The 12,492-nt window shown below is 69.6% G+C and carries 12 protein-coding genes; 8 read left to right on the forward strand and 4 right to left on the reverse strand.

Going from position 1 to position 12,492, the window contains the following annotated elements; translation table 11 throughout:
* From RM1_RS23615 to RM1_RS23625, 3 genes are all read right to left on the reverse strand, one after another.
* The coding region (locus RM1_RS23615; protein WP_245816579.1) for a type IV toxin-antitoxin system AbiEi family antitoxin domain-containing protein at positions 1-1,076 on the reverse strand (1,076 nt) is incomplete at its 3' end.
* Between the two features lie 129 nt (positions 1,077-1,205).
* Complete coding sequence (locus RM1_RS23620) at positions 1,206-2,015, reverse strand: SDR family oxidoreductase (protein ID WP_027502840.1); 810 nt, start codon at positions 2,013-2,015, stop codon at positions 1,206-1,208.
* Positions 2,012-3,217, reverse strand: a complete 1,206-nt coding sequence (locus RM1_RS23625) for an acyl-CoA dehydrogenase family protein (protein WP_051637639.1) — start codon at positions 3,215-3,217, stop codon at positions 2,012-2,014. Before RM1_RS23625 ends, RM1_RS23620 begins: the two co-directional genes overlap by 4 nt.
* Before the next feature lie 45 nt (positions 3,218-3,262).
* Between RM1_RS23625 and RM1_RS23630 the strand changes: the two genes are divergently transcribed.
* The 6 genes from RM1_RS23630 (at position 3,263) to RM1_RS23655 (ending at position 9,556) form a co-directional block, all read left to right on the forward strand.
* The gene (locus tag RM1_RS23630) at positions 3,263-4,816 is read left to right on the forward strand and encodes a FadD3 family acyl-CoA ligase (protein WP_072754072.1); all 1,554 of its coding nucleotides are present in this window, start codon (positions 3,263-3,265) and stop codon (positions 4,814-4,816) included.
* On the forward strand, positions 4,813-5,691 hold the full coding sequence (locus tag RM1_RS23635; protein WP_072754073.1) for an enoyl-CoA hydratase: 879 nt from the start codon (positions 4,813-4,815) through the stop codon (positions 5,689-5,691). Before RM1_RS23630 ends, RM1_RS23635 begins: the two co-directional genes overlap by 4 nt.
* The gene (locus tag RM1_RS23640; RefSeq protein WP_072754074.1) at positions 5,691-6,854 is read left to right on the forward strand and encodes an acyl-CoA dehydrogenase family protein; all 1,164 of its coding nucleotides are present in this window, start codon (positions 5,691-5,693) and stop codon (positions 6,852-6,854) included. The genes RM1_RS23635 and RM1_RS23640 overlap by 1 nt, the downstream gene beginning before the upstream one ends.
* Positions 6,851-7,807, forward strand: a complete 957-nt coding sequence (locus RM1_RS23645; protein ID WP_072754075.1) for an acyl-CoA dehydrogenase family protein — start codon at positions 6,851-6,853, stop codon at positions 7,805-7,807. The genes RM1_RS23640 and RM1_RS23645 overlap by 4 nt, the downstream gene beginning before the upstream one ends.
* Complete coding sequence (locus RM1_RS23650; protein ID WP_245816581.1) at positions 7,804-8,934, forward strand: acyl-CoA dehydrogenase family protein; 1,131 nt, start codon at positions 7,804-7,806, stop codon at positions 8,932-8,934. The genes RM1_RS23645 and RM1_RS23650 overlap by 4 nt, the downstream gene beginning before the upstream one ends.
* A 115-nt stretch (positions 8,935-9,049) precedes the next feature.
* The gene (locus RM1_RS23655; RefSeq protein ID WP_072754076.1) at positions 9,050-9,556 is read left to right on the forward strand and encodes a nuclear transport factor 2 family protein; all 507 of its coding nucleotides are present in this window, start codon (positions 9,050-9,052) and stop codon (positions 9,554-9,556) included.
* A gap of 26 nt (positions 9,557-9,582) precedes the next feature.
* Here RM1_RS23655 and RM1_RS23660 read toward each other — a convergent pair whose 3' ends face one another.
* Positions 9,583-10,755, reverse strand: a complete 1,173-nt coding sequence (locus RM1_RS23660) for a cytochrome P450 (protein ID WP_072754077.1) — start codon at positions 10,753-10,755, stop codon at positions 9,583-9,585.
* A gap of 135 nt (positions 10,756-10,890) precedes the next feature.
* On the opposite strand from RM1_RS23660, the gene RM1_RS23665 reads away from it, so the two are divergent.
* Positions 10,891-11,736, forward strand: coding sequence for an SDR family oxidoreductase (locus RM1_RS23665; RefSeq protein ID WP_072754078.1), 846 nt, complete (start codon positions 10,891-10,893; stop codon positions 11,734-11,736).
* Positions 11,737-11,783: 47 nt separating this feature from the next.
* A complete protein-coding gene (locus tag RM1_RS23670) occupies positions 11,784-12,479 on the forward strand; it encodes an acetoacetate decarboxylase family protein (protein ID WP_072754102.1) in 696 nt (231 codons plus the stop codon).
* Positions 12,480-12,492 lie beyond the last annotated feature (13 nt).

Raw genomic sequence — 12,492 nt, forward strand, 5'->3', positions numbered from 1 at the left:
TTCGCGATGTCCTGAACGCAGACACGAGTGTCAGGACTCGTCAACCGCGCACAGGCGCGACACGTATTTTCGTCGCGCCTGATCCAGCCCTCACGGCGCAGGACCTGCTCGACCTCCCCGGCCACCAGGCACGGCGTCGCCGCGACCTCCTCGTAGCCGAACACCAGCCGTGGCCGATCAGCGAGTTCGGCGGCGTTGTCGCGGCGACGGTCCCGGAATGCCACCTCGCGCATGGCGTGCGACCGGCGTCCGTCGAGTCGCACGATCAGCGGGACACCGTGTTCGGTGTAGTCGCAGTCCTCCCAGAGCGTCCGACCGTCGACCACCACCGGCCCCTGCCTGTGGGCCGTGGGAAGTCCGTGGGCCTGTTCCACATCGACCGCGAAGCGGTACTCGAGCATCGACTGGACGCCTTCGGCCAGCAGCCGGACGGCCGCCTCGAGTGCCTTCCGGTAGCGACGCGGGGTCCGCTCGTGCATCCGCCGCCGGATGTCGTCCAACCGGATACGAGCGTTGGTGACGGTGCCGATCAGGCTGACGTATGCCTCGTGCGCCGACGGCTGCGCAGTGGCGAGGTCGAGCGCGGTGTCCGCACGGGTCGTGCGCGGCGGCAGCAGGTCGGCGGCGCCGATGTGGCGTTGCGCCCGCGACCGGTGCACCACCACCCCGGGGTGGAGGACACTCCCCCGCGCGGGCACCACGCGATCGCCGTGGAGCGCATGTCCGACCGCTGTCGCGGGTTGACCGATCGCGGAGACACCGTAAGGAACCGTGACGTGGACGGGACCGGCCTCGTCTGCGGGGAGCATCCCCCATAGCTCCGCGGCCGTCCGGTGACTGAGGAGTGCGGCCCTGCCGCCATAGAGCATCGCGGCCTCGAGGACCGCCTCCCGGGTGAGCAGGCCCGAAGTGATCGCGTAGACCCCGTGCAGCACTCGCTGCCAACGCCCGGTTTCGAGGCGCTGCCGCGTTCGCGACGGCGGGAATCCAATGGCGTGCAGTTGCGCCGCGGTGACCAATCCGTGCTGGCGGTCGACCAGGGCCTGGAGCGCTGTGGGCGAGAACGTTGCTGGCATGCCGACGACACTGGCGTCGGGCACCGACCGGATCGACGAAAGCCAGCCGGGTTATCCACAGGCGCTCCGCGCCTGTGCGTGGTTGACGAGTCCTGAGACTCGTCAACCACGCACAGGCGGCGGAGCCGCCTAGGCGCGCTGGCTGGAGATGGAGACGATCTCGCCGGTGAGGTAGGTCGTGTAGTCGCTGGCGAGCATCGCGATGGTCGCGGCGATCTCCCACACCTCAGCGGCGCGACCGAAGGCCTCACCCTCGGCCAGCTTGTCGAGCAGCTCCTCGCTGGTCACCTTCGCCAGGAACGCGTGGCGGGCGATGGACGGCGCGACGGCGTTGATGCGGACGCCGTACTCGGCGGCCTCGATCGCGCTGCAGCGGGTCAGCGCCATGACGCCGGCCTTGGCCGCGGCGTAGTGCGCCTGCGAGTGCTGCGCGCGCCAGCCGAGCACGGAGGCGTTGTTGACCAGGACGCCGTTGTGCTCGACCGACTTGAAGTACCGCAGCGCCGCGCGGGTGGCGCGGAAGGTGCTGGTGAGGGTGATGTCGAGGACGCGGTCCCACTGCTCGTCGGTCATGTCGACGACCGGCGTCTCGCCGCCGAGGCCCGCGTTGTTGACCAGGACGTCGATGCGGCCGAGCTTCTCGGCGGAGCCGGCGATCAGCGCGTCGACCTGCTCGGTGCTCGAGACGTCACAGACGAACGACTCGACCTGCTGGCCGCCGAACTCGGCGGACAGCTTCTCCACGGTCTCGCCGAGGCGACGCTCATGGAAGTCCGAGACCAGCACGTCCGCGCCCTCGAGCAGCGCCCGGCGCGCGGTGGCGAAGCCGATCCCGGTGCCTGCGGCCGCGGTCACGACGACCTTCTTGCCCTTGAGCAGGTTGTGGCCCTCGATCTCGGCGGGGGCGACTGCCAGGGGGGACTTGAGGGAAGTGGTCACGGTCGAGCCTCTCGGGGAAGTCCGAGCACCCGCTCGGCGATGATGTTTCGTTGGATTTCGTTCGAGCCGCCGTAGATGGTGTCGGCCCGGCTGAACAGGAACAGCCGCTGCTGGTCGCTCAGGTCGGCGTCCGCGCCGAACGGTCCGTCGCCCGCCCGCAGCGAGTCCGCGCCTGCGACCTCCATCGCGAGCTCACCGAGACCGCGGTGCCAGTTGGCCCACAACAGCTTGGCCACCGAGGCCTCGCCGCCCTGGGCGCTGGCGTCGACCGCGGACAGGGTGCGCATGGCGTGCGCGCGCATCACCTGCAGACCCATCCAGGCACGGGTGAGCTTGTCCTTGATGACGGGATCGGACGCCGCGCCGTTGCGCTCGGCGAGCTCGACGATCTCCGACAGTTCCTTGGCGAAGCCGACCTGCTGGCCGAGCGTGGAGATGCCGCGCTCGAAGGTGAGGGTGCCCATCGCCACGCCCCAGCCCTGACCGACCTCGCCGACCACCAGGTCCGCGTCGGTACGGGCGTCGTCGAAGAACACCTCGTTGAACTCGGAGGTGCCGGTGAGCTGCAGGATCGGGCGGACCTCGATGCCCGGCTGGTCCATCGGCACCAGCAGGTAGGACAGGCCCTTGTGCCGCTGCGAGCCGGGCTCGGTCCGCGCGACCACGAAGCACCACTGCGCGACGTGTGCGAGCGAGGTCCACACCTTCTGGCCGTTGATCCGCCACTGGTCGCCGTCGAGGCGCGCCGAGGTGGAGACCGCCGCGAGGTCGGAGCCCGCGCCCGGCTCGGAGTAGCCCTGGCACCACAGCTCGGAGACCGTGTTGATGCCGGGCAGGAAGCGCCGCTTCTGCTCCTCGGTGCCGAACGCGATCAGCGTCGGCCCGAGCAGCTCCTCGCCGAGGTGACTCACCCGCGCGGGTGCGCCCGAGCGGGCGTACTCCTCATGGAAGATCACCTGCTGGCTGAGCGTCGCGCCCTTGCCGCCGTACTCGGTCGGCCAGCCCAGGCAGGTCCACCCGGCGGCCGCCAGATGGCGATCCCACGCGAGCCGCTCCTCGAAGGCCTCGTGCTCACGTCCGGGCCCGCCGAGCCCTCGCAGACCGGCGAACTCACCGGTGAGATTGTCGGCCAACCACTCCCGAACGGTCGCGGCGAACTGCTCGTCGTCTTTGGCTGTCCCCAGCCCCTGGCTTACATCCACCCCGGTAGGATAACCTACCAAGCACTTGCTTTGTAGAGGAGTCCAGTGACCAGTGATGTGAATACCACCCCCGCGGCCCTCGCGAGGGCGGCTCGCGAGTTCGGTGACGCCGAGGCCATCGCCGACGGTGACACCCACCTCAGCTACTCCGACCTCCTCGACCGCGTGCGCACGGTGGCGCGGGCGTTGATCGCGCGCGGGATCGAGCCCGGCGACCGCATCGCGCTCTGGGCCCCGAACACCTACCATTGGGTCATCGCCGCCCTCGCCACGCACTACGCCGGCGCCGTGCTGGTCCCGATCAACACCCGCTACACCGGCTCCGAGGCGCTGGACCTGGTGGTCCGGACCAAGGCGAGGGCCCTGTTCGTCGTCGGTCCGTTCCTCAAGGCCGACCGCTGGGCCGACCTGTCCCGCGCCGCAGCGCCTGGCGACCTCGACGCGCTCGACACCGTCATCCGGATCCCCTTCGACGAGGCGGCGCCGACCGAGGGCGTCATCGAGTGGCAGCAGCTGGACGACATCGCGGCACCGGTGCCCGTCGAGCAGGCGGACGCCCGCGCCAAGGCCGTCGATCCGGACGACATCGCCGACATCCTGTTCACCTCCGGTACCACCGGCAAGAGCAAGGGCGTGCTGAGCGCGCACCGGCAGACGGTCGGCATCGCGGAGGCGTGGGCAACCTGCGCCGAGGTCACCAGCGCCGACAGCGAGCTGCTCATCAACCCCTTCTTCCACACCTTCGGCTACAAGGCCGGGATCATGGTGTGTGTCGTGCGCGGCGCCACGATCGTCCCGATGGCGGTGTTCGACGTGCCCAAGGTCGCCGCGAAGATCGCGGAGGCCAGGGTCAGCGTCCTGCCGGGCGCCCCGACCATCCACCAGTCGATCCTCGACCTGCCCACCCGCGACGACTACGACCTGTCGAGCCTGCGGATCGCCATCACCGGTGCCGCCGCGGTCCCGGTCCGCCTGGTCGAACGGATGCAGTCCGAGCTGGGCTTCGACGCCGTGCTCACCGCCTACGGACAGACCGAGGCCGTCGTGGTGACCATGTGCCGCACCGACGACGACCCGGTCACCGTCTCGACCACCTCCGGGCGCGCCATCCCCGGCATGGAGGTCCGGATCGGCGACCACGGCGAGATCCTCGTCCGCGGCGAGAACGTCATGCTGGGGTACCTCGATGACCCCGAGGCCACCGCGGCGACGATCGACAAGGACGGCTGGCTGCACACCGGCGACGTCGGCGTCATGGACGAGCGCGGCTACATCGACATCACCGACCGGCTCAAGGACATGTACATCTCGGGTGGCTTCAACGTCTATCCCGCCGAGATCGAGAACACCCTCGCCCGGATCGACGCGCTCGCCGAGTCGGCCGTCATCGGGGTGCCCGACGAGCGGATGGGCGAGGTCGGCCGCGCCTATGTCGTCGCCAAGCCCGGCCGCACCATCACGGCCGAGGAGGTGCTCGCGTTCTGCAAGGAGCACCTGGCCAACTTCAAGATCCCGCGCTCGGTCGTCGTCGTCGGATCGCTGCCCCGCAACCCGTCCGGCAAGGTCCTCAAGAACGATCTCCGGGAGGGCAAGTCATGAGTGTGCCCGACGAGGGTGACGTCGTCACCTACGAGGTGCGCGGACGGGTCGCGATCGTGACCATGAACCGCCCGGGCTACCGCAACGCCCAGAACTCGGTGATGACCTACGCCCTCGACGCCGCCTTCCTGCGGGCCGTCGAGGACCCGGAGGTGGGCGCGATCGTGCTGGCGGGCAACGGGGACCACTTCAGCGCCGGCCACGACATCGGCACCCCCGGCCGCGACCATCACGTGTCCTACGAGAACAAGGCCGTCATGTGGTGGGACCACGTGGACAAGCCCGGCGGTGACCAGCGGTACGCCCGCGAGATGGAGGTCTATCTCGGGATGTGCCGTCGGTGGCGCGAGCTGCCGAAGCCGACCATCGCGATGGTCCAGGGCGCCTGCATCGCCGGCGGGCTGATGCTGTCCTGGGTCTGCGACCTGATCGTCGCCTCCGACGACGCCTTCTTCGCCGATCCCGTTGTCCGGATGGGCATTCCCGGCGTCGAGTACTTCGCGCACCCGTGGGTGCTCGGCACTCGCGGCGCCAAGGAGATCCTGTACACCGGCGACCGCTTCTCAGCCCAGCGGGCGTACGAGTGGGGCATGGTCAGCCGGGTGGTCCCCCGCGCCGACCTCGAGACGACCGCGATGGAGATGGCGGACAAGATCGCCGCGATGCCGCAGTTCGGGCTGGCCCTGACCAAGAGGGCCGTCAACCAGTGCGAGGACCTGATGGGAATCCGCGCGGGCATGGATTCCGTGTTCGGGCTGCATCATTTCGCGCACGCACACAATGCCGAGGTCGGCTTGGGGCCCCTCGGCGGCATGGACGCCACAGCAATGAAGCGCGGCGCAGCCGCGGCAATGAAGAAGGCTGGAGAACAATAGTGGATCTCGAATTCGACGACGCCACAGTCGCATTCCGCGACGAAGTGCGCGCGTTCCTCAAGGCAAACGTCCCCGCCGAGCCGCTGCCGCACATGGACACGGCGGAGGGCTTCGAGGCACATCGGCAGTGGGAGCGCACCCTCGCGGACGCGCGCCTGTCGGTAGTGTCCTGGCCCGCCGAGTACGGCGGACGCGACGCCACCCTCGAGCAGTGGGTCATCTTCGAGGAGGAGTACTACCGCTCCGGCGCACCCGGACGGGTCAGCCAGAACGGCATCTTCCTGTTGGCACCCACGCTCTTCGAGCATGCCAAGCCCGAGCAGCTGGCCCGGATCATGCCGCGCATGGCCCGCGCCGACGACATCTGGGCCCAGGCCTGGTCCGAGCCCGAGTCCGGCTCCGACCTGGCCAGCCTGCGCGCCACCGCCACCAAGGTCGACGGCGGCTGGCTGCTCAACGGCCAGAAGACCTGGAGCTCCCGCGCCGCCTTCGCGGACTGGGGATTCGGCCTGTTCCGCTCCGACCCGGAGGCCCAGCGCCACAAGGGCATCACCTACTACATGTTCGACCTGCGGTCGAAGGGCGTCACCGTGCGCCCGATCGACCAGCTCGACGGCCTGCCCGGCTTCGCCGAGGTGTTCCTCGAGGACGTCTTCGTGCCCGACGACCCGGCCAACCCGGCGGAGTCCGGCGTGATCGGCGCCGTCAACGAGGGCTGGCGGGTCGCGATGAGCACCGCGAGCAACGAGCGCGGCCTGTCGCTGCGCTCCCCCGGCCGCTTCCTCGCCGCCACCGACCGGCTCCTGCAGCTGTGGAAGGCGAACGGCGACCAGTCGGACACCGCGCTGCGCGACCGGGTCGTCGACGCGTGGATCGGCTCGCGCGCCTACGAACTGAGCACGTGGGGCACCGTCACCCGGCTCGCCGACGGCGGCCAGCTCGGCGCCGAGTCCTCCATCAACAAGGTGTTCTGGTCCGAGTGGGACGTGGCCACCCACGAGACCGCGCTCGACCTGCTCGGCCCCGAGTCCGAGCTCGCCGACACCGCGTGGATGGACGGCTACCTGTTCTCCCTCTCCGGTCCGATCTACGCCGGCACCAACGAGATCCAGAAGAATGTCATCGCCGAGCGGCTGCTCGGCCTACCTAAGGCGGACCGATGAGATTCGCACTCGACTCCTCGCACACCGACTTCGCGGACAGCATCGACTCGCTGCTCGCCAAGTCCGACCTGCCCGCCGTGATCCGGTCCTGGAACGCGGGCGACACCGCACCCGGCCTCAAGGTCTGGCAGCGCCTGGCGGAGACCGGCGTCAACGGCCTCATCATCGACGAGGCACATGACGGCCTCGGCGCCGACGCCATCGACCTGGTCGTGGCGGTCGAGCAGCTCGGCCGCCACGCGGTGCCCGGCCCGGTCGCCGAGACCATCGCCGTCGCACCGGTGCTGCTCGCAGGCGCGGCTCCGGACCGGCTGTCCGCGCTCGCCGAGGGCGCACTGGCCACCGTCGCGGCCCCGCCGCGGGTGCCCTTCGCCGTCGACGCGAACGCCGTCGAGCTGACCCTGCTCGTGCAGGACGGCTCGGTGTCCACCGCCACCGTCGGCGAGCAGCACGGCTCCGTCGACCAGGCCAGGAAGCTGTTCTCCGTCACCGCCGCCGAGACCCTCGGCGACGCGGACACCGAGCGCGCCTTCGACATGGGCGCGCTCGCCACCGCCGCCCAGCTGCTCGGTCTCGGCCGCACCATGCTCGAGATCAGCACCGAATACGCCAAGCAGCGCAAGCAGTTCGGCAAGGCCATCGGCAGCCAGCAGTCGATCAAGCACCACCTGGCGAACGTCGCGATCGGCCTGGAGATGGCGCGCCCGCTGCTGCACGGCGCCGCGCTGTCGGTCCGGGACGGCTCGGCCGACGCCCGGCGCGACATCTCCGCGGCCAAGGTCGCGTGTGGCGACGCCGCGTATCGCGCATCGCGGATCGCACTGCAGGTGCACGGCGCCATCGGGTACACCCAGGAACACGACCTGTCCCTGTGGCTGACCAAGACCCGGGCACTGCTGACCGCGTGGGGCACCCCGTCGGTGCACCGCGCCCGAGTGATGGAGGCGCTGTGAGCCAGGTGGCCGCGGTAGGCGCATTCGACGAGGAGCAGCTCGAGCTCCGCAAGACCGTGCGGGCGCTGCTCGCCAAGCACTCCGACCCCGGTGCGGTCCGCCGCGCCACGGAGACCGAGCAGGGCTACGACACCGCGCTGTGGGAGATGCTCTGCCAGCAGGTCGGCGTCGCCGCGCTCGCGATCCCCGAGGAGTTCGGCGGCATCGGCGCGTCCGCGGTCGAGACGCACCTGGTACTCGAGGAACTCGGACGCACGCTCGCCCCGACACCGATGCTCGGTTCGGTGGTGCTCGGCGCGCAGGCGATCCTGGCCAGCGGCGACACCGAGGCCTGCGAACGACTGCTGCCCGGGATCGCGGAGGGCACCGCCGTCGCGGCGCTGTGCTGGACCGGCGCCGACGGCAGCTGGGACACCGAGTCGGTCGACGTGGTGGCCACGGCGACCGGTGACGGGCACTCGCTCACCGGCGCGAGCCATTTCGTGTTGGACGGCTCGTACGCGGACGTGCTCGTCGTCGCCGCCGCGATCGACGGCGCCGTGGCGCTGTTCGAGGTCGATCCCGCGCAGGAGTCGGTCAGCCGCCGCAGGCTGCCGACGATGGACCCGACCCGGACCCTGTCGGTCGTGGAGTTCGACGGCGCCTCGGCCCGTCTGCTCACCACAGACGGCACCGCGGCCCTGGAGCGGGTGCGCCAGATCGCCTGCGTCGCACTGTCCGCCGAGCAGATCGGTGCAGCCGCGCAGTCGCTCGACCTCACCGTCGAGTACAGCAAGTCCCGCGTGCAGTTCGGTCGTCCGATCGGCAGCTTCCAGGCCCTCAAGCACCGGATGGCGGACCTGTACTTCCTGGTGGAGACAGCCCGTTCCGCGTCCTACGGCGCGGTCCGCTCGCTCGTCGACGGCGCACCCACCGCGGCGACGGACGCCGCTGTCGCCAAGGTGTACTGCTCGGAGGCGCTGCAGTCGGTCGCGGCGGACAGCATCCAGCTGCACGGCGGCATCGCGATCACCTGGGAGCACGACGCCCAGCTGTACTTCAAGCGCGCACACGGCAGCGCCCAGCTCTTCGGCCAGCCGCGCGGATACCTGAAGTCGCTGGAGTCGGCTGCGGGCCTGCCCGCCTGATCCCCAGCACTGAGCTCGAAGGCCGGCCCGGATTCCCCGGGCCGGCCTTCTGCGTGTCGGGACGACATCGACCGAATCCCGAACCCCACGGGATCGACTGTGAGAAGCTCCGCGCATGGCCCCCCGATCACTCGACGACCTCAGCTCGCTCGAGGACCTCCGGCAGCTCAAGTACCGGTACTTCCGGGCGCTGGATCTGAAACGGTGGGACGAGTTCGCGGACACCCTCTCCGAGGGCATCGTCGCGCACTACGGCACGCACGCACTCGCCGAACCGCTCGTCTTCCAGGGCCGTGACGCCGTCGCCGGGTTCATGCGCGACGCGCTGGGTCCGGCGATCACGACCGTGCACATCGCCAACCATCCGGAGATCTCGGTCGACGGATCGGACGCGTCCGGCTCGTGGAACTTCGAGGACACGGTGATCGTGCCCGCCGCGAACAGGCTGATCCGCGGCGCCGGCTACTACACCGACCGGTACCACCGTGACGACGACGGGAAATGGCGGATCGCGGAGACGTCGTACGAGCGGATCTACGAGTCGATCATCTCCCTCGACGATGTCCCGAGCTTCCAGTTCCTCTCGCACATGTGGGCAACTCCCCCGGCGGCGAGCTCCTGACCCGGGGTTCGCACACCGACCCCCGACTACCAGCGGACCGGCATCTTCTCGAGGCCGGTCACGAAGTTCGCCGGCCTGCGCGGTAGCGGCAGGTCGCTCGCCAGTTCCATGTTCGGGATCCGCTCGAGCAACCGCTCGAACATCAGCCTGCCCTCGAGTCTGGCCAGTTGGTTGCCCAGGCAGAAGTGCGACCCGAAACCGAAGGCCACGTGAGGATTCGGATTCCGGGAGATGTCGAACCGCGCCGGACTCTCGAACACCGACTCGTCGAAGTTCGCGGACTCGAACAGCAGCAGCATCTTCTCGCCCGCGCGCAGCCGCGTGCCGTGGAACTCCACGTCGCGGGTCACGGTGCGGCACATGTTCTTCACCGGTGACACCCAGCGCACCATCTCCTCGAGCGCCAGCGGGATCAGAGACCGGTCGGCGACGAGTTGGTCTCGCTGCTCGGGGTTGCGCATCAGCTGCTCCATGCCACCGCTGAGCACGTGCCGGGTGGTCTCGTCGCCGCCGACCAGGATCAGCAGGGTCTCGGCCACGATGTCCTCGTCCGTGAGCCGGCGGCCATCGATCTCGGCGTGCACCAGCACGCTGGTCAGGTCCTCGGTCGGTTCACGGCGGCGCTGCTCGATCGTGCGCATGGTGAAGTCGACGAAGGACACATACGCCGCCATCATCTTCGACAGCATCTCCTCGGAGGCGTTACTGCCCTGGGCCTCGACCAGGTCGTCGCTCCACCGCAGGAACATCTCCCGCTCCTGCGGCCGGACGCCGAGCATGTCGCCGATCACCGCCATCGGCAGCGGCGCGGCGAGATCCCTGACGAAGTCGCACTCGCCCCTGCCGATCACCGCGTCGATCAGCTCGTCGCAGATCCGTCCGATGCCGTCGATCTTCGCCTCGACCCGCTTGCGGGTGAAGCCGGCGTTGACCAGCTTGCGGCGGTGCACATGCTCCGGGTCGTCCATGTCGATCATGTGTGGCAGGGGCCCGACCTCCGGCCGGATCCCCCCGGCGTTGGAGAACAGGCCCGCGTCCCGCTCGGCATCGATCACCGCGGCATAGCTCGCGGCGCCCGCCGTGCCGCCCCGGTCCCGGAACACCGGCTCGTTGGCGCGCATCCAGGCGTAGGCCTCCCGCGGGTCGCCGCGATCACCCGCATAGAACCGTCCATCCACCAGTTCGATGTCGGGTCGCATGCCATCCACTCCCTCGCTCAGCCGCTCTTCGAACCTGCTCGCATCGGGTCCATCGAGCGTATTCCTGCCTGCGGGATCGCATATCCAAATCGCCGTGGCGGTGGTAGAACAGGTTGCACAACGGAGGGAGTCGCGGTGGACGCGAACGGCACGGGCGCTGTGCGGGGCAAGTCGATCCTGGTGACGGGAGGAGGCAGCGGAATCGGCCTCGGCGTCGCCTCCCTGCTGGCCGGTTCCGGCGCCCACGTGACCATCTGCGGGCGCACCGAGGACAAGCTGATCAAGGCGGCCGCGTCGGTCACACCCGCGCACGAAGGATCGATCACCCATCACGCCGCCGATGTCACCGACGAGGACGCGGTGGTCGAAGCGGTCGCGGCCGCGGCGGCGGTGACCGGTTGCCTCGACGGGGTGGTCGCCTGCGCGGGCGGCAACGAGACCATCGCCCCGGTGACCCAGATCGACGTCGATGCCTGGCGCCGCACCGTGGAACTCAACATCACCGGCACGATGCTCACGCTCAAGCACTCCGCCCGCGAGCTGGTCCGCGGCGGGGGCGGATCGTTCGTCGCCATCTCCTCCATCGCGAGCAGCAACACCCACCGCTGGTTCGGCGCGTACGGCGTCTCGAAGTCAGGCGTCGACCACCTCGTCCAGCTCGGTGCGGACGAACTGGGCGCCAGCAACGTCCGGGTCAACTGCATCCGACCCGGGCTCACACGCACCGATCTGGTCGCCCTGATCACCGACGGCGGGCCACTGCTCGAGGACTACAAGGCCTGCACCCCGCTGCCCCGGATCGGCGAGCCGGAGGACATCGCGGCGCTGGCACGGTTCCTGCTCGGCGACGAGTCCACCTGGATCACCGGCCAGATCATCAACGTCGACGGCGGCCAGATGCTCCGGCGGGGGCCCGATTTCAGCTCGATGCTCGAGCAGGTCTACGGCGTCGACGGCCTGCGCGGCGTGGTGACGCAGTGACCTCCCACAGCGCCACCTCCCACGAGATCCTCGGCAAGCGTGTCGAGATGCCGGTACAGATCCGACATGCAACGGCGTTCATGGCCATGTACTCGGTCCCGACCGCCCCTGCCCAGGCGCTGATCCATCACACCGGACTGGAGATCCTCCGGTATCGCCCCGGCCGCGGGCTGTGCGTGCTGGTGTTCGTCGACTACGTGGACGGAGACCTGGGTCCCTACAACGAGTTCGGTGTCTGCTTCATGGTTCGCAACCATCGCGAGACCGGCAGGACCTCCGTGGTCTCGGACCTCAGGTCGTTGGCGACGGGCGGGGCGGGCGCGCTGATCCATCAGCTGCCCGTCGACGGTGAGTTCACGATGGCTGCCGGCCGTGGAATCTGGGGATTCCCCAAGGTGCTTGCGGAGTTCGACGCCGATCACGCGAGCCCGGCCAAGCGCGCCTCGGTCAGTCAGGACGGCAAGCTCATCGCCGAGCTGCGCATCAAACCGGGCATTGCGGTGCCCGGCTCGGGGGCGGGCGCCGCAGTGGCGGCCTACTCGCATCTCGACGGCGTCACCAGGCACACCCAGTGGGACATGAACCCCTCCGGCGTCCGCTCCCGGCTCGGCGGTGCGGACCTGACGCTCGGCACCCATCCCATCGCCGACGAGCTGCGCTCGCTCGGGCTCCCACACCGAGCCCTGCTCACCTCGTCGATTCCCGATCTGAAGATGACCTTCGGGAACGCTCGGGTGGTGTGAAGTGCCCACCGAC

The sequence above is a fragment of the Rhodococcus maanshanensis NBRC 100610 genome (assembly GCF_001894865.1).
GTDB lineage: Bacteria > Actinomycetota > Actinomycetes > Mycobacteriales > Mycobacteriaceae > Rhodococcus_G > Rhodococcus_G maanshanensis.

What these genes read in the sequence shown, in the direction of transcription:
- RM1_RS23635 (WP_072754073.1), top strand. Translation starts at nt 4,813, where the DNA reads ATGAGTGTGCCCGACGAGGGTGACGTCGTCACCTACGAGGTGCGCGGA.
- RM1_RS23645 (WP_072754075.1), top strand. Translation starts at nt 6,851, where the DNA reads ATGAGATTCGCACTCGACTCCTCGCACACCGACTTCGCGGACAGCATC.
- RM1_RS23655 (WP_072754076.1), top strand. Translation starts at nt 9,050, where the DNA reads ATGGCCCCCCGATCACTCGACGACCTCAGCTCGCTCGAGGACCTCCGG.
- RM1_RS23660 (WP_072754077.1), bottom strand. Translation starts at nt 10,755, where the DNA reads ATGCGACCCGACATCGAACTGGTGGATGGACGGTTCTATGCGGGTGAT.
- RM1_RS23670 (WP_072754102.1), top strand. Translation starts at nt 11,784, where the DNA reads ATGCCGGTACAGATCCGACATGCAACGGCGTTCATGGCCATGTACTCG.